Here is a 24,024-nt window from a genome sequence, read left to right as displayed (position 1 = left end):
GAGATGACGCCGTCATTGAGGAACTTGATCAGCTTCTCGTCGTCCAGGACCCGTACCGGATGGGCTATGACGGCATCAAGACCGCGCTCGCCGCTTCCAAGGGCGAGAAGGTCGAGGCCAATGTCGACACCGGCGCCAACCTCGTCACCAAGGACAACATGAAGGATCCGAAGATCGACGCGCTGCTCAACCCGAAGCTCAATTGACCAGCCTGATCTTATCCGTTTCCGGGGCGGTGTCGCCCCGGAAACATCCATCGGGCGATTTGGAAATTCGCCCGCCTGATTTAGGCTCCTGCTTCAAGATGCGCGTCAGACGCATCGCCGCGTACCCAATGGTTGAGACCAATCTGGGAGGATTGTCATGACGTCGACGGCGCAGGAACTGCACCCCGCCCCCACGCTGGCCCCGGGCAGGACGATCCTCGAGCTCAACGGGCTGGAAAAGCGCTACCCCGGCACGCATGCGCTGAAGCCGGTGCACCTTGCCTTCAAGGCGGGCGAAATCCACGCCATCGTCGGCGAGAACGGCGCCGGCAAGTCGACCCTGATAAAGCTTCTGACCGGCGTCATGCCGCGCACCTCCGGCGAGGTCATCTGGGAGGGCAAGCCGGCGGCCTTGGCCACCCCGCATGAGGCGATGGCGCTGGGCATCAACGCCGTCCACCAGGAGGTGGTGCTTTGCCGCCATCTCACGGTCGCCGCCAACATGTTCCTCGGGGAGGAGGAGTCCCGCTTCGGCCTGCTGCAGCAGCGCGCCATGGTCAAGGATGCGCAGAAGATCATCGACGGGCTGGGCTTCGATCTGCCGGCGCATGTCGTGCTCGGTGACCTCACCATCGGCCAGCAGCAGCTGATCGCCGCGGCGCGCGCCACCGTGCGCGGCACGAAATTCCTGATCTTCGACGAGCCGACCGCCTATCTCACCCGCAAGGAGGCCGACCAGCTTTTCAAGCTGATCCGCAGGCTGAAGGGCGAAGGCGTCACCATCATCTACATCAGCCACCGCATGGAGGAAGTGTTCGAGCTTGCCGATCGCGTTTCCGTGCTGCGCGACGGCACGTTGGTCGGCACCCGCAACATCGCCGAGACCGACGAGCCCGAGCTGGTCAAGCTGATGATCAACCGCTCGATCGAGCAGATCTACCACAAGGAGCATTTCACCCCCGGCGCCATGATCGTCGAGACGAAGAACCTCTCCGGCAAAGGTTTTGAGAATGTCTCGGTGACCGTCCGCGCCGGCGAGATCGTCGGTCTCTACGGCCTGATCGGCGCAGGCCGCAGCGAGTTCGTCACCACGCTCTACGGCCGTCACAGGAAATCGGCCGGCCAGATCCTGTGGGAGGGCAAGGAGGTCCAGGTCAATTCCGAGCACGACGCCATAAGGCTCGGCATGGCGCTAGCCCCGGAAAGCCGCCGCGACCAGGGCCTCTGTCTCAACCTCTCGGTCGGCATGAACCTCAACCTGCCGATCTACAAGCGCATTTCCAGCAACGCGCTCATCTCGGGCGCCAAGGAGAAAGCCGAGGCCGATCGCCAGATCGCCGACCTGCGCATCAAGACGCCGACACGCAGCGCGCTCGCCTCCAGCCTCTCGGGCGGCAACCAGCAGAAGATCGTCATCGGCAAATGGCTGGCGCATGGCGCCAAGCTGTTCATCTTCGACGAACCGACGGTCGGCGTCGATGTCGGCACCAAGGCCGAGATTTATCGGCTGTTCTCGACGCTGCTGTCGAAGGGCGCCGGCATCATCCTGATCTCGTCCTATCTGCCGGAAGTCTATGAGCTTGCCGACACGCTGCACGTGTTCCGGCGCGGCAAGCTGGTCGCCACGCATGGGTTCCGCACCGCGAGCCACGAGGACATTCTGGGTCAGGCGCTGGCCGAGAAACAAGAAAAGTCGGGAGGACAAAAATGAGCACCGAGGCGATCCCCGCCGAGAAACCCAAGCGCAATTTCAACGCGCTCTTCGGCCTGACCCTGCTTGGCCTTCTGCTCCTGATGTGGATCGTGCTGGCCGTCGCCACGCCCTCCTTCGCCACAGCACTCAACATCACCAATCTTCTGCGCCAGGGCTCGCTGATCGCCATCCTCGCCGTCGGCCAGACCTTCGTCATCATCACCGGCGGCATCGACCTTTCGGTCGGCGCGGTGGTCGGCTTCACCACCGTTGTGGTGGCGCTTCTGATCAATGCCGGCTGGCCGATCTGGGCGGCGGTGCTGATCACCTTGCTGGTCGGCGTTGCGATCGGCCTCTTCCACGGCTTCGGCATCGTCAAGATGGGCCTGCCGCCCTTCATCATCACGCTGGCCACCATGACCTCGCTGCGCGGCATCGGCCTTCTGATGACCAACGGCAACTCGATCTCGATCAACAGCGATCCGTTCCAGGCCTTCTCCCGCGGCTCGCTGTTCGGCATCCCCTATCTGTTCTGGATGGTGATCCTGGTCGCCATCCCGTCCTACATCTTCCTCCACCACACGCGCTGGGGCCGCTATCTGTTCTCGGTCGGCTCCAACGCCGAGGCCGCGCGCCTGTCGGGCGTCAACGTGCCGCGCACCATCTTCATGGCCTATATCCTGTCCGGCCTGCTGGCAGCCTTCGTCGGCGTGCTCTTGGCCTCGCGCATCGGCATCGGCAATCCGACGCAGGGCGACACCTATGAACTGCAAGCCATCGCCTCGTCGGTGATCGGCGGCACCTCGCTGTTTGGCGCCATCGGCTCCGTGCACGGACCGCTGATCGGCTCCTTCATCCTGTCGACGATTAACAACGGCGCCAACCTGCTCAACGTCAACACCTTCTGGCAACGCGTCATCACCGGAGCACTGATCATCGTCATCGTTTACTTCGACGGCCTGCGCCGTCGCGGCAAGTGACTCCTCCCCGAAACGTCCGCGCCGGCCCCGCTCCAGCGAGGCCGGCGCTCTTTTGCTTTGGATTTGCGACATGAAAGCCGTCGTTTGCCGCTCGCCCGGCGAGCTTGTCCTCGAAGACCGCGCAGCGCCCGGGGCGCCGCAGCCCGGATGGGCGCGCGTCGCCGTCAGCCATGTCGGCATCTGCGGCACCGACTATCACATCTTCGAAGGCAAGCACCCATTCCTCGCCTATCCGCGCATCATGGGCCATGAGGTTTCCGGCACCATCGTCGAGAAGGGAGAAGGCATCGATCTTGCCGTCGGCGAACCGGTCATCATCAACCCCTATCTTTCATGCGGCCAATGCATCGCCTGCCGACACGGCAAGCCGAATTGCTGCGTCAAGATCGAGGTGCTCGGCGTCCACCGCGACGGCGCGATGTGTGACGAGATCCTGGTGCCGGCGCAGAACCTTTATCCGGCAAATGGCCTGTCGCTGGCCGACGCCGCGGCCGTGGAATTCCTGGCGATCGGCGCGCACGCCGTGCGCAGATCGTCCGCAACGCCCGGCCAGCGCACGCTAGTCATCGGCGCCGGCCCGATCGGGCTCGGCACGGCGATATTCGCCCGCATCGCTGGCCTGGATGTCAGCCTGCTCGACATGAGCAGCGAGCGCCTCGGCTTCGCCGAAAAGGAACTTGGCTTTGCCCCTCTCGACACCTCGAAAGCATCGGCTGCCGACCTGGTGCGGCAGGCGACCGGCGGCGAAGGGTTCGACCTCGTCTTCGACGCGACCGGCAACACGGCGTCGGTGCAATCGGCCTTCGCCCATGTCGCGCATGGCGGCACATTGGTGCTGGTCAGCGTCGTCAAGGACGACATCACCTTCTCCGACCCCGAATTCCACAAGCGCGAGATGACTTTGGTCGGCAGCCGCAACGCGCTGAAGGCCGACTTCGAGCATGTCGCGGCCTCGATCCGCAACGGCGCCGTGCCGTTGGGCAAGCTCGTCACCCATCGCACCACGCTCGCCGCAACGCCGCGCGATCTGGCGCGATGGACGCATGAGAAATCGGGGCTGATCAAGGCGGTTATCGAGGTGCGGTGAGAGACGCCAGCATAGAGATTTCCGGCCTGGATATCTGGCAATCACAGCCTTGGTGATTGGCCGAAGCGCCTACCCCTTCGTCATCCACGGGGGGAGCAAGGAGCGAAGCGACGCGCGCAGACCCGAGGATCCATTCCGTGAAGTTGAGGCGTTGCCACGATGCAGAATTCTGCTCCGCAGCACCCTGCGATTAGAGTCACGGAATGGATCCTCGGGTCTGCGCTCCGCTTCGCGTCGCTCCGCCCGTGGATGACGACCTCATTGGGCTATCGTCGTGGATGACGGCTAGCTAATCGCCAGCCGACAACCTCAACTCCACCCGCTCCGCCGGGAACCTCGACTCCGCGAACTGGATCGGCTGACCGTCGAGCGTGACGTTGACGGCGACGGTAACCAGCACGATGGCGCCGGGCTGCAGATCCAGCGCTGCGAGGTCGTCGGCGTCGGCATGGCGTGCCGACAGCACCGTCGAGTGCCGCAGATAATCATTGACGCCGAAGCGCTTCAGCGAGGCGGTAATCGATCCGGTTTCCGCCATTGCCGCCTCGATGCCGGCGAAGCGTTTGGCGTCGAACCAGGTTGTCGCGCGCGACACTGCGTGACCGTCGGCCTCGCCGCGCGTCTCCAGGCGGACGACGGCCGCGCCCTTCGCTATGCGCAGCGCCTCGGCGATGCGCCGGCTGGCCGGCTCCGTCGAGGACGACAACAGCGCGATGTGCCGCTCGCTCGTCTGCCCCTGCAGGCCGGTCGAGAAGCGCGTGCGCGCGCCGATCGGATAGGACAGCCGCTTGCGCGACAGGACGAAGGTGCCACGGCCCTGCTCGGCCTTCAGCACGCCTTCCTGGACCAGTGCGGCGATGGCGCTGCGCACCGTGTGGCGGTTGACACCGTAGCGCTCGGCCAGCGCGACTTCGGGCGGCAGCGCCGCGTTCTCGGCGAAATCGCCGCTCGCGATCCCCTGCAGGATCCGGTCGGCGATCTGCCGCCAGAGCGACACGCCGTTGCGCCTTTCGATGCTGCTCGCCAGTCCGGTCATTCATCGCCCACCATTTCTTCGGCAGCCCGGGCAATTTCCGGGCCTGTCATCCACCCGTCATGGACTCCCGTTAGGAGATAGGTATAATTTGTATAGTTGTCTATATCAATAGACAAATTGATGCATGCAAGGAGCAATGCCATGCGAGGACAGGAAGCGCGCGAGCAGGCCGGGCGGAAAGCATTGATGGCGACGCTGGCGCATGCCGAAGCTGACGAGATCGCGCGCCTGTGGAACGAGTCGGGTCTGCCCTCCGAGGCCGAGCTTTTGCGCGGTCCGGAAACCGGACTGGTGACGGTGCGCGGGCGGATCGGCGGCGGCGGCGCGCCGTTCAATGTTGGCGAGGCGACCGTCACCCGCGCCACGGTGCGGCTGCCCTCCGGCCAGGTCGGCCACTCCTATGCGCTCGGCCGCGACAAGGACAAGGCCAAGCTCGCCGCGATCGCCGACGCGCTGTGGCAGGACCCGGCGCAGCGCGAGGCGGTCGAGACGAAGCTCGCCGCGCCCTTGCGCGCGGCGCTCAATACAGCGCGCGAGACCCGGCGCGTCGAGACGGCGGCAACGAAAGTGGATTTCTTCACCATGGTGCGCGGAGAGGACTGATGGATATCGCCACGCAATCGATCGACGGCGGCTTCGCCGAGCCGGTCTTCAATGCCCAGGCCGTCTTCCGTGCCATCATGGACGCGATGGCGCGCCCAGGCTCCGTGCAGGCCCTGCCGCAACTCACCCGCCCGCCGGCGCCATTGTCGGCGACGGCCGGGGCCGTGGCGCTCTCGCTCTGCGACAATGACACGCCGCTCTGGCTCGATCCGCCGCTGCAGGCGGAAGCTTCGGTCAAGGCCTGGCTCGGCTTCCACACCGGCGCGCCCTTGGCCAACACGCCGGCCGACGCGCATTTCGCCTTGATCGCCAATCCGAGGGAGATGGCGGCGCTCGACGGTTTTGCGCAAGGCACGCAGGAATATCCCGACCGCTCGACGACGCTGATCCTCCTGGTCGACGACCTCGCCTCGGGCCCGTCGCTGCTGCTCGAAGGTCCCGGCATCGAAAAGACGTCGATGATCGCGCCTCCGGGCATGCCGCGCCATTTCGTCGAGCAGTGGAAGCAGAACAACCAGCGTTTTCCGCGCGGCGTCGACATCATCCTGGCGGCGCCGGGCAGCCTTTCCTGCCTGCCGCGCACCACCCGCGTCAAGTCGATGGAGGCATGAGATGTATGTCGCGGTAAAGGGCGGCGAAGCCGCCATAGCCAATGCGCACCGCCTGCTGGCCGACCGCCGCCGCGGCGACCGCTCGGTGCCGGCGCTGCGCCTCGACCAGATCGTCGAGCAATTGGCGCTCGGCGTCGACCGGGTGATGAGCGAAGGCTCGCTCTACGATCGCGAGCTCGCGGCCCTCGCCGTCGTCCAGGCGCGCGGCGACATGATCGAGGCGATCTTCCTGGTGCGCGCCTACCGCACCACGCTGCCGCGCTTCGGCTATACCAATCCGGTCGATACCGGCGCCATGCAGGTCGAGCGCCGTATCTCGGCCACCTACAAGGACCTGCCCGGCGGCCAGGTGCTCGGCCCGACCTTCGACTACACGCACCGCCTGCTCGATCCAGAGCTCGCTGCCGGCGCCGAGGTCGAGACGCCGGCGCAGCGCCCGGTCGAGCCGGAGGCCATGCCGCGCGTCTCCGCGATCCTCGCCCATGAAGGCCTGATCGAGGCCGATGGCGAGATGCCGCTTGACCATGTGCCCGGCGATATCACGCGCGAGCCGCTGCAATTCCCGATGGCGCGCGACATCCGCCTGCAGGCGCTGTCGCGCGGCGACGAAGGTTTTCTCCTGGCGCTCGGCTATTCGACGCAGCGCGGCTACGCCCGCAACCATCCCTTTGTCGGCGAGATCCGCATCGGCGAGGTCGCGCTGGAGCTGGATGTGCCGGAGCTGCCCTTCGCCGTGCCGCTGGGCTCGATCCGCGTCACCGAATGCCAGATGGTCAACCAGTTCAAGGGCTCGGCCAAGGCGCCGCCGCAGTTCACCCGCGGCTACGGCCTGGTCTTCGGCCAGAGCGAGCGCAAGGCGATGGCTATGGCGCTGTGCGACCGTGCTCTGCGTGCGGGCGAGCTTGGCGAGGATATCGTCGCCGCCGCGCAGGACGAGGAATTCGTCATCTCGCATTCCGACAATGTCCAGGCGACCGGCTTCGTCGAGCATCTGAAGCTGCCGCACTATGTCGACTTCCAGGCCGAGCTCGGCCTCGTGCGCCGCATGCGCGCCGAATACGAGGCGCGGGAAAACGAGGATAAGGCCGCCGAGGAAAAGCGGGAGGCGGCGGAATGAGTTCAGTGCCCGCTACCGGAATGTCCGCCGCCCCCATCGAACGAGCCGCCGCCCGAGCCATAACCACTGGCGCCGGCAACGGTTTCGCCGTGCGGGGGCTCCTTTGGCGCGGGGAGAAACATCTTTCGAAGCGCGAAAGCCGCGATGCCGGCGAACACCAGCAAAAGCACGCCAAGATGCAACCAACCGGTAGAGTCCATGTGGGCCTGCTCCCGCGTCTTGAGCGCCAAATTCATACCACAGAGCCAGCGTGATCGCCATGACCGACATCGCCACCTACAACTTCGCCTATCTCGACGAGCAGACCAAGCGGATGATCCGCCGCGCCATCCTGAAGGGCATCGCCATCCCCGGCTACCAGGTGCCTTTCGCCTCGCGCGAGATGCCGATGCCTTATGGCTGGGGCACCGGCGGCGTCCAGGTCACAGCCTCGATCATCGGTCCCGACGATGTGCTGAAAGTCATCGACCAGGGCGCTGACGACACCACCAACGCCGTCTCGATCCGCGCCTTCTTCAAGAAGGTCGCCAAGGTCGGCGTCACCACCGAGACGGCGAAGGCGACCATCATCCAGACTCGGCACCGCATCCCTGAGCAGCCACTGACCGCCGGCCAGGTGCTGGTCTTCCAGGTGCCGATCCCCGAGCCGCTGCGCTTCCTCGAGCCGCGCGAGACCGAGACGCGCAAGATGCATGCGCTGGAGGAATACGGCCTGATGCATGTGAAGCTCTATGAGGACATCGCCAAGCACGGCCGCATCGCCACCACCTATGCCTATCCGGTCAAGGTCGAGGGCCGCTATGTGATGGACCCTTCGCCGACGCCGAAATTCGACAATCCGAAGATGCATCGTTCGCCGGCTTTGCAATTGTTCGGCGCCGGCCGCGAGAAGCGCATCTACGCGGTGCCGCCTTTCACCGACGTCGTTAGCCTCGACTTCGAGGACCATCCCTTCGAGGTGCAGACCTTCGACCAGCCCTGCGCGCTTTGCGGCGCCGAAAACGTCTATCTCGACGAGGTCATCCTCGACGACCATGGCGGCCACATGTTCGTCTGCTCAGACACCGACCACTGCGAGAAGCGGCGCGAAGACGGCCACCACGGCCACCTTGCCCCCAAAACACATCTTGCCTCTGAGAAGACGGAGCCGGCCGAATGACCGACGAACCGCTGCTGCGCGTCTCGGCGCTGTCCAAATTCTACGGCTCGCGCGTCGGCTGCGAGAACGTCACGTTCGACCTCTGGCCGGGCGAGGTGCTGGCGGTGGTCGGCGAGTCCGGGTCCGGCAAGACGACGCTGCTCAACTGCCTGTCGACCAGGCTGCTGCCGTCCTCCGGCACCGCCAGCTACCGCATGCGCGATGGCCAATGGCGCGAGCTCTATCGGATGAGCGAGGCCGAGCGCCGCTTCCTGATGCGCACCGACTGGGGCTTTGTCCATCAGAACCCGGCGGACGGACTGCGCATGACCGTATCGGCCGGCGCCAATGTCGGCGAGCGGCTGATGGCGGTCGGCGACCGCCACTACGGCAGGATCCGCGCCACCGCCGTCGACTGGCTGTCGCGCGTCGAGATCGACGAGGACCGCATTGACGACGAGCCGCGCGCCTTTTCCGGCGGCATGCGCCAGCGCCTGCAGATCGCCCGCAACCTCGTGACCGGACCGCGGCTCGTCTTCATGGACGAGCCGACCGGCGGCCTCGACGTGTCAGTGCAGGCGCGCCTGCTCGACCTGTTGCGCGGGCTGGTCACCGATCTTGGGCTGGCGGCGATCGTCGTCACCCACGACCTCGCCGTAGCGCGGCTTCTGTCGCAGCGCATGATGGTGATGAAGGATGGCCGCGTCGTCGAAAGCGGCCTCACCGACCGCGTGCTCGACGATCCGCGCGCGCCTTATACCCAGCTTCTCGTATCTTCGATTTTGCAGGTTTGACGATGGCCACGCCGCTCGTTGTTTCCGATGTCGCCAAAAGCTTCACCATGCATCTGCGCGATGGCGTCACGCTGCCGGTGGTGGCGGGCGTCTCTTTCTCGATCCGCGCCGGCGAATGCGCCGTGCTCGGCGGTCCGTCGGGCGCCGGAAAAAGCTCGATCCTGAAGATGCTCTACGGCAACTATGCCGTCGATGAAGGCCAGATCATCGTCCAGCATGGGGGCGGGCTGATCGACCTCGCCTCCGCCAGCCCGCGCACCGTGCTTTCCGTGCGCCGCCACACGATCGGCTATGTCAGCCAGTTCCTGCGCACCGTGCCGCGCGTTTCCGCGCTCGACGTCGTCGCCGAGCCGCTCGTCGAGCGCGGCGGGGATCGTGAGACCGCGCGGGCGAAGGCTCGCTTCTTGCTTGCGCAGCTCAACCTGCCCGAAAAGCTCTGGGCGCTGCCGCCGGCAACCTTCTCCGGCGGCGAGCAGCAGCGCGTCAACATCGCGCGCGGCTTCATCACCGAGCATCCGATCCTGCTGCTCGACGAGCCGACCGCTTCGCTCGACGCCAGGAACCGCGACGTCGTGGTCGAGCTCATCGCCGCCAAGAAGGCGGCGGGTGTTGCGCTGCTCGGCATCTTCCATGACCTCGACGTGCGTGATGCTGTCGCCGACCGCGTCATCGATGTCACCGCCTTCGCCGCCGGAAAGATCGCCGCATGAGCAAGAAACTCTCGGAGACGCCGCTGATCCATCCGACGGCGCAGGTCGAAAACTCGACGCTCGGCCGCTGGACCGAGATCGCCGAGCGCAGCCGCGTCGCCGAATGCGAGCTCGGCGACTATTCCTACATGATGCAGGATTGCGCGGTCTGGTGCGCCACCATCGGCAAGTTCTCCAACATCGCGGCGAGCGTGCGCATCAACGCCACCAACCATCCGACCTGGCGGCCGACGCTGCACCATTTCACCTATCGCGCGTCGGATTATTGGGACGACGCCGAGCATGAAAGCGAGTTCTTCGCACAGCGTCGCGCCAAGCGCGTCACCATCGGCCACGACACTTGGCTCGGCCACGGCTCGACCATCCTGCCCGGAGTCACCGTCGGCGACGGCGCAGCCGTCGGCGCGGGCGCAGTGGTGTCGAAGGATGTCGCGCCCTACACCATCGTCGGCGGCGTGCCGGCGAAACCGATCCGCGAGCGCTTCGACCGCCGCACCGCCGAGCGTTACCAGGCCTTGGCCTGGTGGGACTGGGATCATGCGAGGCTGCGCGCCGCGCTCGACGATTTTCGGGAATTATCGGCCGAGGCGTTTTTGGAGAAACACGGCGGCTGATTTCGGTGAATGGTGAATGGTCAATAGTGAATGGCAACGAAGCCCTCTTTCTCACCATTCACCATTCACCATTCACCATTCACCATTCACCATTCACACCCTTGACACATGACTCGGACAAGAGCCGGTCTCCCCAGGAGATCGCCATGCTCGACACCGTCAGACCTTCGCTCGCCGGATTTTTCGAAGGCACCAACCCCGCGCCGCCCGCCCATCTCGGCACCCGTTACGACGCGTCGGGCAACTTCCTCCCTGAACCCGGCAACACCATCGTCTGCCATCTGATCGAAGGCTCGCTTTCGCAAGCAGCCATTGTCGAGGTGCGGGAGCGCATGCTCGCTATGCCGGATGCCGATCGGCTCGCCTTCACGCCTATTTCCAGCCTGCATATGACGCTCTTCCAAGGCATCATCGAATACCGCCGCCGCCTTCCCTATTGGTCGTCGGACGTGCCGCTCGACACCAGCATCGACGATATGACCCGCCTCTATCTCGAGCGCCTGCAAGGCTTCGAGGGCCACGGTCCCTTCAAGATCAAAATTGCCGAAGTCGTGCCGACGGGCCTCACCGTCGCCGGCGCGACCGAACAGGATCGCCGGATCCTGAAAGCCTGGCGCGATGCGCTGTCTGTGCCGTTCGGCTACCGCCATCCGGACCACGACACCTATGTCTTCCACATCACCTTTGCCTATCAGCTCCGCCGCCTCGCCGACGAGCGGGCCGCGGCCTGGCAGGAATTGTTCGATGACTGCTTGTCGTTCTTCGAGCGCGAGGCTCCGGTGATCGAGCTGAAGGCTCCTGCCTTCTGCAGCTTCAAGGACATGAAGCATTTCGAGGAATTGCTGGTGCTTGGCTGACGCCGAGCAGCGACACAGACCAGCATTCCCCGCCAAGCCTGTGACTCGTAACAAAACTGACATCAATCCGACACCCCAGCTTCATCCGCCTGCGCTAGCGAGGGCTAATAGACCTGCAAAACCGCGACGGACTGGAGTCTTGGTATGTCAGCATCATCGGCCACGCTCGAAATCCGCGGCGTAACCCGACGATTTGGCAAGAACACCGCTGTCAGCGACATCAACATCTCGATCCCGCGCGGTCAGATGGTCGGTATCATCGGCCGCTCCGGCGCCGGCAAGTCCACGCTGCTGCGCATGATCAATCGTCTCATCGATCCCAGCCAGGGATCGATTTTTTTTGACGGCGCCGAGGTCTCCAGCCTGCAGGGCTCGCCGCTGCGCCGCTGGCAGCGCGACTGCGCCATGATCTTCCAGCAGTTCAACCTCGTGCCGCGCCTCGACGTCTTGACCAATGTGCTGCTCGGCCGCCTCAACCATCGCTCCACGGTTTCCAACCTGCTCGGCATGTTCACGCGCACCGAATGCGCGGAGGCGGTGGCCGCGCTCGAGCGCCTCGACATCGCCCGCACCGCGCTGCAGCCGGCCGGCACGCTGTCCGGCGGCCAGCAGCAGCGTGTCGCGATCGCCCGCGCCATGATGCAGCAGCCCAAGGTGCTTCTGGCCGACGAGCCGATCGCCTCGCTCGACCCGCTCAACGCCAAGGTGGTGATGGATTCGCTGCGCGACATCAACCTGCGCGAAGGCATCACCGTCGTCACCAATCTGCACACGCTGGACACCGCCCGCGCCTATTGCGGCCGCATCATCGGCATGGCCGCCGGCAAGGTCGTCTTCGACGGTGCCCCGCAAGACCTCGATCGCGACGCCGTGCGCATCGTCTACGGCGCCGACGCCAGCGGCGCCGAGATCTCCGAGGCCCTCACGTCGACCAGCGTGACCATCAGGCCGAAGATCACCGCATCCGCCGGACCGCTCGAACCCGCCTTTCCCGGCTACTGAGTCCATCGCCCCGACCCCCGTCGGTCTGGGCAAATCTTGGATTTCGGCAGAGCAACCCGGATCGCCCGCCAGCGTCAAAGGCAAGACTTGAAAAATCAGAACGCCGCCGGCGCGCAGCCGGAACAAAAGGAGAGAGAGCAAATGTTCAGGAAGATGGTTTTTGGAGCGGTTTCGCTGCTCGCCATGGCGGTCAGCGCCGCGCACGCCGCTGACATCAAGGAATTCCGCGTCGGCATCCTCGGCGGCGAGAATGAGACCGACCGTCTGCGCAACTATCAGTGCCTCGCCGACCACCTGAAGTCGGAATTCGGCTTCGAGAAGGTTTCGCTGTTCCCGGCCGCCGACTATGATGGTGTCATCCAGGGCCTGCTCGGCGGCACGCTTGATTTCGCCGAACTCGGCGCCTCCGGCTACGCCAGCGTCTATCTGAAGGACCCGAAGGCGGTCACCCCGATCCTCACCACCAAGCAGACCGACGGCTCGACCGGCTATTATTCGGTTGGCCTGGCGCTGAAGACCTCCGGCATCACCGACATCAAGTCGGCCAAGGGCAAGAAGCTCGGCTACGCCGATCCGGATTCGACCTCGGGCTACCTGATCCCGCTGACCCAGATTCCGAAGGACACCGGCGCTTCCAACGAGACCTACTTCGCCTCGACCCAGTTCAACGGCGGCCACGAGAACAACATCCTGGCCGTGCGCGACGGCAAGGTCGACGTTGCGGTGGATGATTCCTCCGGCATCGGCGACTTCAAGAACGGCTACACCTCAGGCACCTTCCACAAGGAAGTCGCCAAGGGCGCCGTCGATCCGAACGACTTCGTCGAAGTGTGGCGCTCGGGCCTGATCCCGAACGGTCCGCTGGTTGTCCGCACCGCGCTGGGCGACGACATGACCGCCAAGCTCACCGCCTTCTTCACCGCGCTGCCGGCCAAGGACAAGGCCTGCTTCGAAGGCATCGAAGGCGGCGATTTCACCGGCTACGTGCCCGTGAAGCCGGACTTCTACAACGTCATCGTCGAAGCCCGCAAAGCCGCCATCGGCGGCTGACGGCATCAGGAAAGGGCGGCGTCGCAAAAAAACGCCGCCCTTTTTGCATTCACAATCATGACCCTTTCGACAACGATCCATTCCGACGCCACCCGCCAGCAGGCAGATGCCTGGCGGCGCCAGACGTCGCTGCGCCGCTTCTACACCGCGCTTGGCGTCGGCCTGCTGCTTGTCGCCATGTTCGCGACCATGTGGTTCGCCGACGAGGCCAATGCCGGCCACTTCTTCGACCGCCTGCCGCATATCCTCGATTTCCTGAGCTGGCTGATTCCGAAGGACTGGAACGATGTCTGGCGGGCGCTGTTCGACATCGCCTCGCCCAGCGACAAGGGCACGCAGGAGTTCAACTTCCCGCTCGGCCGAGTCTACATCTGGGGCGGCTTCTACATTCCCGAATATTTCGAGCTGATGCTGACGACGGTGAACGTGGCGCTGGTCTCGACCTTCATCGGCTTCGTCTTCGCCGTACCTTTCTCCTTCATCGCCGCGCGCAACCTGACGCCGAGCCCGATCCTGCGGCTCGTCGTCAAGCGCTTCATGGAACTGCTGCGCGCCTTTCCCGAGATCGTCATTGCCGGCCTGTTCGCGGCGATCGTCTCGATCGGCCCGGTCGCGGCAATCATCGCCATCGGCCTGCATTCGATCGGCGCGCTGGGCAAGCTCTTCTACGAGATCAACGAGAACATCGACATGCGCCCGGAAGAGGGCCTGCGCGCGGTCGGCGCCAACTGGTTCGAGCGCGTGCGCTTCGCCGACCTGCCTCAGGTGCTGCCCAATTTCATGTCCTATACGCTGCTCCGGATCGAGATCAATGTGCGCATCTCGACCATCATGGGCGCAGTCGGCGGCGGCGGCATTGGCGAGGAGCTGAAGCTTGCCATCTCGCGCGGCTTCGGCGCCAAGACGCTGGCGCTGGTGCTCCTGCTCTTCGTCACCATCATCCTTGTCGACCAGTTCTCCGCCTGGCTGCGCCGCAAGCTCGTCGGCGAACAGGCTTTCCTGATGAGCGCCTAGACCATGATCCCGAAAAGTGGACGCCGGTTTTCGGACAAGATCATGGTCAACCTAAAAGGTGGCCTATGGCCATGACCGCCGACGAAATCAGCGCCATCGAAGACCGCCACCCGCAGATCTTCCAGCGGCCGGCCTACAAGCGCTTCTGGCCGCTGCTGCTGGTCGCGGGCACGGTGCTCTATCTTGGCTACGCCTTGTGGTTCTTCAGCCTGCCGCAGGTGCTGCGCGAGTCGCACTGGGAGCGCCTGCCGCTCTTCCTGTCGCAATGGATCAGCTACGACCTGCAGCCGGAATTCCGCCTCGACCAGCCCGAGATCACGCCGAAATATCCGCGCTTCTCGGCGCTTGGCGAAAATCCCAACCCGGACTGGGTGATCAAGAATCCCGACGGCACTTACATCGTGCAGATCGACGGCGATGCCAAATCCGTCACCTTCGACAAGACCAAAGCGGCGATCACGGCCAACGGCGTGACCGTGCCGATATCGCTGACTGGCGGCAAGCCGGTGATCACAGGTCCGGTGCCCGACTGGATCACCGTCCATGACGACGAGATCGTCGCCAAGCTGGGCTTTGCCGGCGAGGTGCGCGTCACCGTCGACCGCGTCAAGGTGCGCAAGCGCTTCCTCGGCTGGGCCAACTTCGTCTTCGACACGCGCTCGCCCTTCTTCGGCAAACCGGCCGGCGAGGTGATCTCGCTGATCGTCTCCGGGCCGGAACTCAAGCCCGGCACGTCGAACCTCGCTCTAGCCGCCGACAATTTCTGGAACAACGCGCAGTGGCAGCATGGCGATGTCTGGACGAAGCTCTTGCAGACCATCGTTATGGCCTTCCTTGGCACGCTGCTCGGCGGCATCGTCGCCTTCCCGCTCGCCTTCTTCGCCGCCCGCAACATCACGCCGAGCGGCGTTCTGAGCCAGGTGCTGAAGCGCTTCTTCGATTTCATGCGCTCGGTCGACATGCTGATCTGGGCGCTGTTCTTCACCCGCGCCTTTGGCCCCGGGCCGTTGGCCGGCAGCGCCGCGATCTTCTTCACCGAGATCGGCACGTTGGGCAAAACCTATTCCGAGGCGCTGGAGAACATCGACGACAAGCCGCGCGAAGGCGTGCTCTCGACCGGGGCCAACGAGATTTTGGTGCAGCGCTACGGCGTGCTGCCGGAGGTGGTGCCGGTGTTCATCAGCCAAACGCTCTACCAGTGGGAATCGAACACCCGCGGCGCCACCATCATCGGCGCCGTCGGCGCCGGCGGCATCGGCCTGAAACTGTGGGAAGCGATGCGCACCAATTCGAACTGGGCCAACGTCTTCTACATGGTGCTTTTGACGCTGCTCGTCGTCTTCATCTTCGACAACATCTCGAATTTCCTGCGCCGCAGGCTCAGCCGCACGCTGCATGATTACAACCGGCTGCAGGCTGAGCAGGGGTAGTTTCGCACCTTCGTCATCCACGGGCGGAGCAAGGAGCGGAGCGACGCGCGCAGACCCGAGGATCCGTGCCGTTACCTAAGCCGTAGAGTGCAGCGGTGCAGAACCCTGCATCGTTGCGGAGCGTCGACGTCACGGAATGGACCTCGGGTCTCCGCGTCCGCTTCGCTCCCGCTCCGCCCGTGGATGACGAAGAGAGAGTCGCTTACGCCGCCCTCTTCCACCCGTCCCTGATATACCTATACCCCTCGCGATAAACCGCCTCCGGACTCTCCGCGAAATCCCGCCACACCTTCGTCGCCGCAGCCAAATCCTTCAGCGAGCGGCCGAAGGACTCGATCGTCAGCCAGTCGTCATAACCGCTTTTGCGGATGGCGGAGAAAGTCTCCTTCCATGGAATGTTGCCGCGCCCCGGCACGCCGCGGTCGTTCTCCGAAATGTGAACATGGACGATATTGCGGCGATGCTTCGTATAGGCGCCGATCGGATCGGCCTCCTCGATATTGGCGTGGAACGTGTCATACATTGCCTTGATGTGGGGCCGATCGATCGCGTCGATATGCTCGGACAGGTCGGCCATGGTGTTGACCAGATAGCATTCGAAGCGGTTGAGCGCTTCCAGCCCGACGGTCACGCCCTTCTTGCCGGCATGGTCGCCGATGGCGCGCTGCGAGGCGACCGAGCGCTTCTTCTCGGCAGAAGTCGGCCCGCTGCCGGAAAAGGCGCCAAGCGTCGAATGCAGCGGCCCGCTCAGCGTGTTGGCGCCGAGCGCCGCACTGCAGTCGATCGCCCATTTCATGTAGTCGATGCCGGCCTTGCGCGTCGCGGCATCCGGCGAGATCAGGTTCATCGCCGGATCGCCCATGGCCGAGACCGCGGTACGCTCCAAGCCGATGCGGTCGAGCATCTCGCCGAGTTTCTTGTAGTCGTCAGGCGCGCCCGCGAAGACCGGTATCTCGACGCCGTCGAAGCCTGTCGCCTTGATGTCCTTCAACAGCGTCTCGTGCTTCTTCGAGACGCTGGTGGTCCACAAGAACATGCACATGCCGATTTTCATCGACACCCCCTCCCATTGACCGTCGGCACTCCCTCCTGCCGATGTCGCCGCACTCCCCCTCATCCGGCCGCTTCGCGGCCACCTTCTCCCCGGTGGGGAGAAGAGGTTGTCGTCGGCGCCAGCCACCTCCTCTCCCCTCGGGGAGAGGTCGGATTGCCCCAAATTGCCCTTCGCAATTCGGCCGGCAATCCGGGTGAGGGGGACTCCCTCAGGCGACGCGCACGACCCCTAAAGCTTCGTCCACGCCCCATTCTTCTTCGACGACTTCACGCAGGCCTCAATGAAGGCCATGCCTTCGACGCCGTCCGCGATCGTCGGAAAGACCACATCCTTGCCCGGTTTGCCGCCCTTCCGGCGCGCTGCCCGAATTGCGCGGGCGGCCTCCTGGTAGATGTTGGCAAAACCTTCCAGATAGCCTTCTGGATGGCCGGACGGCACGCGTGTCACACGCGCGGCCACCGGCATCGCACCGGCGCCGGCCCGGGTGAGCAGCTGCTTCGGCTGGCCGAACGGCGTGTACCAGAGATAGTTCGGGTCGGCCTGCACCCACTCCAGCCCGCCCTTCGAGCCGTAGATGCGCAGCTTCAGCCCGTTCTCATGGCCGGGCGCCACCTGGCTGGCCCAGATCATGCCCTTGGCCGGATGCTTGTTGCCGACCGGCTTGAAGCGCAGCATGACATTGACATTGTCGTCGAGCTGGCGCCCCGGCACGAAGGCGTCGAGGTCGGCCGACAGAGAATCCAGCTCTAGCCCCGACACGAAGCGCGCGAGGTTGTAGGCATGCGTGCCGATGTCGCCCAGCGCGCCGCCGGCGCCCGCCTGCTTGGGATCGGAGCGCCACGAGGCCTGCTTCTGGCCGGTGGCGGCGAGGTCCTCGGTCAGCCAGTCCTGCGGATATTCCGACTGCACGATGCGGATGTCGCCGAGCTGGCCCTTGGCCACCATCTCGCGCGCCTGCCGGATCATCGGATAGGCGGTGTAATTGTGGGTGAGCACGAACACCTTCCCGGTCTTCTCAACCAGCGCCGCAAGCTTCTTCGCCTCGGCGAGAGACGTCGCCAGCGGCTTGTCGCAGATCACATGGATGCCGGCCTCGAGGAAGGCCTTGGCCGCGGGGACATGCACATTGTTGGGCGTGACGATCGCCACCGCCTCGATGCCGTCGGCACGCTTGGCTTCGGCCTTGGCCATCTCCGCATAGGAGCTGTAGCTGCGTGACGGATCGAGCCCCAGTTCGGCGGCTGAAGCCTTCGCCCGCGCCGGGTCCGACGACAGCGCGCCGGCCACCAGCACGAAATCATTGTCCATGCGCGCCGCGATGCGATGCACCGCGCCGATGAAGGCGCCTTGCCCGCCGCCAACCATGCCGTAGCGGATCGGGCCGCCTCCCGTTTCCGACTTCGATGCGCCGACCATTTTTCGTCCTCTCCTCTTGGTTGTCACCTCCCCCTCGAGGGGAGGTCGATCCGCGCAGCGGATCGGGTGGGGTCGCCCGGCGTGAAGCTCGGCATGAACCGACCCCTCCCGGCCCTTCGGGCCACCCTCCCCTCAAGGGGGAGGGAAAGGCAAGTGTCAAATCCCCATCATCGCCCGCAGCAGCTTCTTGTCGGTCGTGCCGGCGGCGAAATCGTCGAAAGCCTTCTCGGTCACCCGGATGATATGGTGCTGGATGAAGGGCGCGCCTTCGGCTGCGCCGTCCTCGGGATGCTTGAGGCAGCATTCCCATTCCAGCACCGCCCAGGAATCGTAATTGTACTGGGTGAGCCTGGAGAAGATGCCGCCGAAATCGACCTGCCCGTCGCCAAGCGAGCGGAAGCGGCCGGCCCGGTTCACCCAGCCCTGATAGCCGGAATAGACGCCCTGCCGTCCGGTCGGATTGAACTCGGCATCCTTGACGTGGAAGGCCTTGATCCGCTCGTGATAGATGTCGATGAACTCGAGATAGTCGAGCTGCTGCAGCAGGAAGTGCGACGGATCGTAATTGATGTTGCAGCGCTTGTGGCCGCCGACCGCGTCGAGGAACATCTCGAAGGTCACGCCGTCGAACACGTCCTCGGAAGGGTGGATCTCGTAGCCGACATCGACGCCATTGTCCTCATAGACGTCGAGGATCGGCTTCCAGCGTTTGCCGAGCTCGCCGAAGGCTTCCTCGATCAGTCCGGCCGGTCGCTGCGGAAAAGGATAGAGGTAAGGGAAGGCCAGCGAGCCGGTGAACGACACCGAGGCGTTCAGCCCGAGATTGCGCGACGCCTTGGCGCCGAACTTCATCTGTTCGACGGCCCATTGCTGGCGCGCCTGGGGATTGTTGTGCACCGATGGCGGCGCGAAGCCGTCCATCTGCGCGTCATAGGCGGGATGCACCGCCACCAGTTGCCCCTGCAGATGCGTCGACAATTCGGTGATCTCGACGCCGGCGTCGGCGCAGATGCCTTTCACCTCGTCGCAATAGGCTTTCGACGAGGCCGCCTTCGCGAGGTCGAACAGGCGTCCGTCCCAGGTCGGGATCTGCACGCCCTTGTAGCCGAGCCCGGCGGCCCATTTGGTGATCGAAGCCAGCGAATTGAACGGTGCGGCATCGCCCGCGAACTGCGCCAGAAACAGGCCGGGCCCCTTCATCGTCGTCGGCATCGGCATCCTCCCTCTCTTGTTTCGTGACCAAGCATAGCGCCAATTGGAGCGAGGGCCAGCCTGTTTGGTCAGTCCTACCGGCATCTGAACGCCATGTCATTCTGGTATTACCAAATCCCGCAGTTCGGTCAAGCGCCTGAAAAGCTGGAAGAAGCCGCGGACCCGCAATTAGAAACGTGAAATTATCTTATTAAATCATAGCATTGTCAGGCGCGTCCGGCTTCCTATCCCCACTTCTTGCCGCGCGCGAAAATTTGCTGTAGACGTCATGCCAGGCCCAATTGGTCGAACCAGTTTCGAGGAAAACCTGGCAACGCCTTGGGGAGGAAACGTGCGGCCGCCTCTGTCCGAGGCGTCGCGGGGTAAAATGTGACAGGCGAATTCTGGGAGGATAGACCATGCATCTTTCGACGCACAATTGGATGCGGGCGGAGCCGCTGGAGGTGACGCTGAAGCGCATCAAGAAGTTCGGCTACGAATCGATCGAGATTTCCGGCGAGCCCGAGCAGTACAAGACCAAGGAGACACGCGCGCTCCTGAAGGAGTATGGCATCCGCTGCTGGGGTTCGGTGACGCTGATGTTGGGAGAACGCAACCTCGCCGCCAGGAACCAGGGCCAGCGCGAGCGGTCCGTCCAATATGTCAAGGACGTGCTCACCATGGTTAGCGAGCTCGACGGCGAGATCATCACGCTGGTGCCCGCGACCGTCGGCAAGGTGGTGCCGGACGGCACCGAGGCGGAGGAATGGGGCTGGGTGGTCGATGCCACGCGCGAGTGCTTCACCCATGCCAAGAAGGTCGGCGTCCGGATCGCCATCGAACCGCTCAACCGCTTCGAGACCTATCTCTTCAATCGCGGCGCCCAGGCGCTCGCGCTCGCCGATGCGGTGAGCCCCGAATGCGGCGTCTGCCTCGACGCCTACCACATCCACATGGAGGAATTTAACGTCTATGACGCGATCCGCCAGGTTGGCAAGCGCCTGTTCGACTTCCATGTCGCCGACAACAACCGCTTCGCCGCCGGCCTTGGCCAGATCGACTGGCCGAAGATCGTGCGCACGCTGAAGGAAGTCGGCTATGACGGCGCGCTGACCAACGAATTCGTCGCGCCCGTCGACCGCACGCCGGCCGCGCCCTATCCGGAGATGGTCGAGCGCAATCCGGTCGACATCTCGCCCGAGCAGCTCAAATTCATCCAGGACCACGGCTCCAGCGTGCTTACGGAGAAATTCTACACCGACCAGATGCGCATCACCGCCGAAACACTGCTGCCGCTGATCAAGTAGACCTCCTCCGATCAAAGCTTGTCCTTCCGCCTGGCGGGCGGAGGGGCCGAAGGGAAAATATGCGCATCAAAAGCGTTCAGGCCTGGTGGGTCCGTGTCCCGATCGAAGTCGCGAAGCAGCATCGCAGCGACTTCGGGCAAGTGACGACGTTCGACGCCGCGATTCTGCGCATCGAGACCGACGACGGCCTGGTCGGCTGGGGCGAAGGCAAGAACGCCGCCGGCAGCGCCGGCAGCTATGGCGCGCTCGTCCATATGCTCAACCACGAGATCGGTCCGCAACTCATCGGCCGCGATCCGGCCGACACCGGCATCATCTGGGAGATGCTCTATAACGGCGTGCGGCACGAGACGGCGGCGCATGCAGGCCATGCCATGCCGCAGCTGGCGCGCCGCGGCATGAGCGTGGCGGCGATCAGTGCCGTCGACATCGCGCTATGGGACATTCTCGGCAAGTCCCTTGGGCAGCCCGTATGGCGGCTGCTCGGCGGCCGCAAGGTCGAGCGCATGCAGGCCTACGCTTCGGGCGGCTGGGCCTCCCCCGACGCCATCGGCGAGCAGTTGCAATCCTACATCGCCAAGGGCGGCTTCAAGGCGCTGAAGATGCGCGTCGGCGCCATGGACGGCGCGCCCCATCTTTCGGCCGCGCGCGTGCGCGCCGCAAGGCAGGCGATCGGTCCGGAGGTCGACCTGATGGTCGACGCGCACGGCACCTACACCGTCGCCGAGGCCAAGCGCTTCATCCAGCTCACCGCCGATCTCGACCTCGCCTGGTTCGAGGAGCCGGTGATCGCCGACGACAAGCCGGGCATGGCCGAGGTGCGCGCCTCGGGCTCGACGCCGATCGCGACAGGCGAGAGCGAGGCGACGCGCTACGCCTTCCGCGACCTGGCGGTGCTGAAATCGGCCGACATCTTCCAGCCGGATCCCGCGTTCTGCGGCGGCATCAGCGAGGCGATGAAGATCGGCACCATCGCCAGCGCCTTCAACCTGCGTTTCGCGCCGCATCTGTGGGCCGGCGCGCCCTGCTTCTTCGCCGGGCTGCATGTGTGCGCCGCCTCGCCCGCCTCCTTCATCATCGAATATTCGCTCGGCGCCAACCCGATGATCCACGACCTGGTCGAGGAGACTGTCGAAGCCAAGGACGGTATGATAGCGATCCCTGAAAAGCCTGGATTGGGATTCACCATCTCCGAGCGATTCCTGGAGGCGCACGCGCAACGTATTTGACGATGAAAGAAAAGAACCTTCTCGCGGAACTCGCCGCCTATCTCTTCTCCAACTCGGACAAGGAGTCCGGCCGCACGCCTTCGGAACGCGAGCTGGCGGAACATTTCGGAGTCAGCCGCGGCCAGATCCGCGAGGCGCTTGCCATCCTCGAAGCCATGCGCATCGTCGAGCGGCGCGCCAAGTCCGGCATCTATATCGACACCAAGCAGGCGAGCGTGGAAGCGCTGGCGCTTTTCGCCCGCGCGGGCCTGCCGCTCGATCCGGTGCAGATTTATGAGACGGTAGAACTGCGCAAGATCCATGAGATCAAGGCGGCCGAGCTTGCCTGCTCGCGCGCAACGGAAGAAAACTTCGAACGCCTGCGCGAGATTCTGAAAGCCTCCGAAGAGCGCATCGCCGCCGGCGAGGGCCTCGCCAAGGAGGACCGCGAATTCCACCTCGAGATCGTTCGCGCCACCAAGAACAGCGTCTTCCATAACATCTGCAGCGTCTATTACCTGATGGGCGAGCAACGCCTGCCGATCTATTTCAACGATCCCGAACGCTCAGTGCGCTCGCATGCCGAACACATCCAGATCTACGAGGCGCTGCTTCGCCGCGACGGCAATCTCGCCCAGGCTCTGATGAGCGCCCATTTGCAGGGCGCCGAGAGCTACTGGAAAGGGATCATCGAAGGCCATGGGATAGAACCGAAAAGCGCGGCGCTCGAGAAGGTCTGAGTGCAATGCGCAAGATCCTGTCGACGCATCCGCTGCACCCCCGCGCCACGGCCATGCTGGCCGGAGCCGGGCGGCTGGTCGTCGCTTCCGCGCTCGATCCAAAGACATTGACCACTGAGGCCCGCGACGCCGACATCGTCATCGTGCGGGCGCCGCTGCCGAGCGAACTGTTTGCGGGTGCTTCGAATTTGCGCGCCGCTATCCGCCACGGCGCCGGGCTGGACATGATCCCGGTCGAGGCGGCGACCACCGCCGGCGTGCTGGTCGCGAACGTGCCCGCGGTCAACGCCCGCTCGGTGGCCGAGCATGTGATGTTCACCGCGCTTGCCCTATTGCGGCGCTTCCGCGTGATGGACCGCGACCTGCGTGCCAAGGGCTGGCTTGCCGGGCGCGAGCACGCCAATTCGACCAGCGAGCTTGCCGGCAAGACGATCGGCATTGTCGGCCTCGGCGCGGTCGGCCAGGCCGTCGGCCATATCGCCGCGCATGGTTTCGACCTCAATGTCGTGGCGACGACGCGCAGCCTGCGCCCGGTGCCCGAGCGCGTCGGCTTCCTGCCGATCGACGCGCTGGTCGAGCAAAGCGACATCATCGTGCTCTGTTGCCCGTTGACGGACGAGACGCGCGGCCTGATCAGCCGCGTGCGCATCGCGCGCATGAAGCCCAATGCGCTGCTGATCAACGTCTCGCGCGGTCCGGTGGTCGACGACGAGGCGCTGATCGAAGCCTTGCGGGATGGCCGCATCGGCGGCGCCGCGCTCGATGTCTTTTCCACGCAGCCGCTGCCGCCCAACCACCCCTATTTCGGCTTCGACAATGTCATCGTCACCCCGCATATGGCCGGCATCACCGAGGAATCGATGATGCGCATGGGCGTCGGCGCCGCCGGCGAGGCATTGCTGGTGCTGGCCGGCAAGCTGCCCGTCAACCTGCGCAATCCGGAAGTGATCGAGCACTACCGGCGACGTTTTCCAGCTGGCGATTAATTCGCCGAGACCATTGCGACGATGCAGACCGGAGACGCCGGCGGGGCGCGAAGGAACGCAACGGTAATTTTCCTGATCCCAATTTGCCTCGGTTCGAAGCGCGCCTATCAACGGCTAAGCAGCGCCTCCACTGCCGCTGCAATCGCCAGCAAACGCCGATCATCCCCGTGCCTGCCCGCC

General features: G+C 64.6%; 24 protein-coding genes and 1 pseudogene. 20 read left to right on the top strand and 5 right to left on the bottom strand.

What is annotated here, in order from left to right; genetic code table 11:
* The 4 genes and pseudogenes from EOA23_RS15045 to EOA23_RS15030 all read left to right on the top strand — a co-directional run.
* Positions 1-206, top strand: a pseudogene (locus tag EOA23_RS15045) (hypothetical protein); the annotation flags it as partial.
* 157 nt (positions 207-363) lie between these two features.
* Complete coding sequence (locus EOA23_RS15040) at positions 364-1,917, top strand: sugar ABC transporter ATP-binding protein (RefSeq protein ID WP_127304697.1); 1,554 nt, start codon at positions 364-366, stop codon at positions 1,915-1,917.
* Complete coding sequence (locus EOA23_RS15035) at positions 1,914-2,879, top strand: ABC transporter permease (RefSeq protein ID WP_042640741.1); 966 nt, start codon at positions 1,914-1,916, stop codon at positions 2,877-2,879. Before EOA23_RS15040 ends, EOA23_RS15035 begins: the two co-directional genes overlap by 4 nt.
* Before the next feature lie 70 nt (positions 2,880-2,949).
* Positions 2,950-3,966 (top strand): zinc-binding alcohol dehydrogenase family protein, encoded by a 1,017-nt coding sequence (locus tag EOA23_RS15030; RefSeq protein WP_127304696.1) that lies wholly within the window; start codon positions 2,950-2,952, stop codon positions 3,964-3,966.
* A 289-nt stretch (positions 3,967-4,255) separates the two neighbouring features.
* Here EOA23_RS15030 and phnF read toward each other — a convergent pair whose 3' ends face one another.
* Positions 4,256-5,002: a phosphonate metabolism transcriptional regulator PhnF gene (gene phnF, locus EOA23_RS15025; protein WP_127304695.1), complete on the bottom strand. Its 747-nt coding sequence runs from the start codon at positions 5,000-5,002 to the stop codon at positions 4,256-4,258.
* A gap of 141 nt (positions 5,003-5,143) precedes the next feature.
* Between phnF and phnG the strand changes: the two genes are divergently transcribed.
* Genes phnG through EOA23_RS15010 form a run of 3 tightly spaced genes read left to right on the top strand, consistent with a single transcriptional unit; the run spans position 5,144 to position 7,333 of the window.
* The gene (phnG, locus tag EOA23_RS15020; RefSeq protein ID WP_127304694.1) at positions 5,144-5,605 is read left to right on the top strand and encodes a phosphonate C-P lyase system protein PhnG; all 462 of its coding nucleotides are present in this window, start codon (positions 5,144-5,146) and stop codon (positions 5,603-5,605) included.
* Complete coding sequence (phnH, locus tag EOA23_RS15015; protein ID WP_127304693.1) at positions 5,605-6,216, top strand: phosphonate C-P lyase system protein PhnH; 612 nt, start codon at positions 5,605-5,607, stop codon at positions 6,214-6,216. Before phnG ends, phnH begins: the two co-directional genes overlap by 1 nt.
* Before the next feature lies 1 nt (position 6,217).
* Positions 6,218-7,333, top strand: coding sequence for a carbon-phosphorus lyase complex subunit PhnI (locus tag EOA23_RS15010; RefSeq protein WP_127304692.1), 1,116 nt, complete (start codon positions 6,218-6,220; stop codon positions 7,331-7,333).
* 2 nt (positions 7,334-7,335) lie between these two features.
* Here the strand turns inward: EOA23_RS15010 and EOA23_RS15005 are convergent, their stop codons facing one another.
* Complete coding sequence (locus tag EOA23_RS15005; RefSeq protein WP_127304691.1) at positions 7,336-7,569, bottom strand: hypothetical protein; 234 nt, start codon at positions 7,567-7,569, stop codon at positions 7,336-7,338.
* A gap of 23 nt (positions 7,570-7,592) precedes the next feature.
* Here EOA23_RS15005 and EOA23_RS15000 point away from each other — a divergent pair, with 23 nt between their 5' ends.
* The 9 genes from EOA23_RS15000 (at position 7,593) to phnE (EOA23_RS14960) (ending at position 15,942) form a co-directional block, all read left to right on the top strand.
* On the top strand, positions 7,593-8,492 hold the full coding sequence (locus EOA23_RS15000; RefSeq protein ID WP_127304690.1) for an alpha-D-ribose 1-methylphosphonate 5-phosphate C-P-lyase PhnJ: 900 nt from the start codon (positions 7,593-7,595) through the stop codon (positions 8,490-8,492).
* Positions 8,489-9,265, top strand: coding sequence for a phosphonate C-P lyase system protein PhnK (phnK, locus tag EOA23_RS14995; protein ID WP_042640728.1), 777 nt, complete (start codon positions 8,489-8,491; stop codon positions 9,263-9,265). The genes EOA23_RS15000 and phnK overlap by 4 nt, the downstream gene beginning before the upstream one ends.
* Positions 9,266-9,267: 2 nt before the next feature.
* Positions 9,268-9,975 carry a phosphonate C-P lyase system protein PhnL gene (phnL, locus tag EOA23_RS14990; RefSeq protein WP_127304689.1) on the top strand — a complete coding sequence of 236 codons (708 nt, stop codon included), beginning with the start codon at positions 9,268-9,270 and terminating at the stop codon, positions 9,973-9,975.
* Positions 9,972-10,589 (top strand): DapH/DapD/GlmU-related protein, encoded by a 618-nt coding sequence (locus EOA23_RS14985; protein WP_127304688.1) that lies wholly within the window; start codon positions 9,972-9,974, stop codon positions 10,587-10,589. The genes phnL and EOA23_RS14985 overlap by 4 nt, the downstream gene beginning before the upstream one ends.
* Before the next feature lie 146 nt (positions 10,590-10,735).
* Positions 10,736-11,446, top strand: coding sequence for a DUF1868 domain-containing protein (locus tag EOA23_RS14980; RefSeq protein WP_127304687.1), 711 nt, complete (start codon positions 10,736-10,738; stop codon positions 11,444-11,446).
* A 144-nt stretch (positions 11,447-11,590) separates the two neighbouring features.
* Positions 11,591-12,448, top strand: a complete 858-nt coding sequence (phnC, locus tag EOA23_RS14975) for a phosphonate ABC transporter ATP-binding protein (RefSeq protein WP_127304686.1) — start codon at positions 11,591-11,593, stop codon at positions 12,446-12,448.
* Between the two features lie 141 nt (positions 12,449-12,589).
* Positions 12,590-13,498: a phosphonate ABC transporter substrate-binding protein gene (gene phnD / locus EOA23_RS14970; RefSeq protein WP_127304685.1), complete on the top strand. Its 909-nt coding sequence runs from the start codon at positions 12,590-12,592 to the stop codon at positions 13,496-13,498.
* A 57-nt stretch (positions 13,499-13,555) separates the two neighbouring features.
* A complete protein-coding gene (phnE, locus tag EOA23_RS14965; protein WP_126064317.1) occupies positions 13,556-14,512 on the top strand; it encodes a phosphonate ABC transporter, permease protein PhnE in 957 nt (318 codons plus the stop codon).
* A gap of 65 nt (positions 14,513-14,577) precedes the next feature.
* Positions 14,578-15,942, top strand: a complete 1,365-nt coding sequence (gene phnE / locus EOA23_RS14960) for a phosphonate ABC transporter, permease protein PhnE (protein WP_127304684.1) — start codon at positions 14,578-14,580, stop codon at positions 15,940-15,942.
* Positions 15,943-16,144: 202 nt separating this feature from the next.
* Here phnE (EOA23_RS14960) and EOA23_RS14955 read toward each other — a convergent pair whose 3' ends face one another.
* From EOA23_RS14955 to EOA23_RS14945, 3 genes are all read right to left on the bottom strand, one after another.
* Positions 16,145-16,996 (bottom strand): sugar phosphate isomerase/epimerase, encoded by an 852-nt coding sequence (locus EOA23_RS14955; protein ID WP_127304683.1) that lies wholly within the window; start codon positions 16,994-16,996, stop codon positions 16,145-16,147.
* 228 nt (positions 16,997-17,224) lie between these two features.
* Positions 17,225-18,412 (bottom strand): Gfo/Idh/MocA family oxidoreductase, encoded by a 1,188-nt coding sequence (locus tag EOA23_RS14950; protein WP_127304682.1) that lies wholly within the window; start codon positions 18,410-18,412, stop codon positions 17,225-17,227.
* Between the two features lie 156 nt (positions 18,413-18,568).
* Positions 18,569-19,624, bottom strand: a complete 1,056-nt coding sequence (locus EOA23_RS14945; protein WP_127304681.1) for a sugar phosphate isomerase/epimerase — start codon at positions 19,622-19,624, stop codon at positions 18,569-18,571.
* A gap of 398 nt (positions 19,625-20,022) precedes the next feature.
* Here EOA23_RS14945 and EOA23_RS14940 point away from each other — a divergent pair, with 398 nt between their 5' ends.
* Genes EOA23_RS14940 through EOA23_RS14925 form a run of 4 tightly spaced genes read left to right on the top strand, consistent with a single transcriptional unit; the run spans position 20,023 to position 23,844 of the window.
* Positions 20,023-20,910 carry a sugar phosphate isomerase/epimerase gene (locus EOA23_RS14940; protein ID WP_126081136.1) on the top strand — a complete coding sequence of 296 codons (888 nt, stop codon included), beginning with the start codon at positions 20,023-20,025 and terminating at the stop codon, positions 20,908-20,910.
* A 59-nt stretch (positions 20,911-20,969) separates the two neighbouring features.
* Entirely contained in the window at positions 20,970-22,139 is a 1,170-nt protein-coding gene (locus tag EOA23_RS14935; protein ID WP_127304680.1) for a mandelate racemase/muconate lactonizing enzyme family protein, read from the top strand.
* 2 nt (positions 22,140-22,141) lie between these two features.
* Entirely contained in the window at positions 22,142-22,858 is a 717-nt protein-coding gene (locus tag EOA23_RS14930; protein WP_127304679.1) for a FadR/GntR family transcriptional regulator, read from the top strand.
* Between the two features lie 5 nt (positions 22,859-22,863).
* Positions 22,864-23,844, top strand: coding sequence for a hydroxyacid dehydrogenase (locus tag EOA23_RS14925; protein WP_127304678.1), 981 nt, complete (start codon positions 22,864-22,866; stop codon positions 23,842-23,844).
* Positions 23,845-24,024 lie beyond the last annotated feature (180 nt).

This window comes from Mesorhizobium sp. M2A.F.Ca.ET.042.01.1.1 (genome assembly GCF_003997405.1).
Lineage (GTDB): Bacteria > Pseudomonadota > Alphaproteobacteria > Rhizobiales > Rhizobiaceae > Mesorhizobium.
This window is presented reverse-complemented; position numbering and strand designations above follow the sequence as displayed.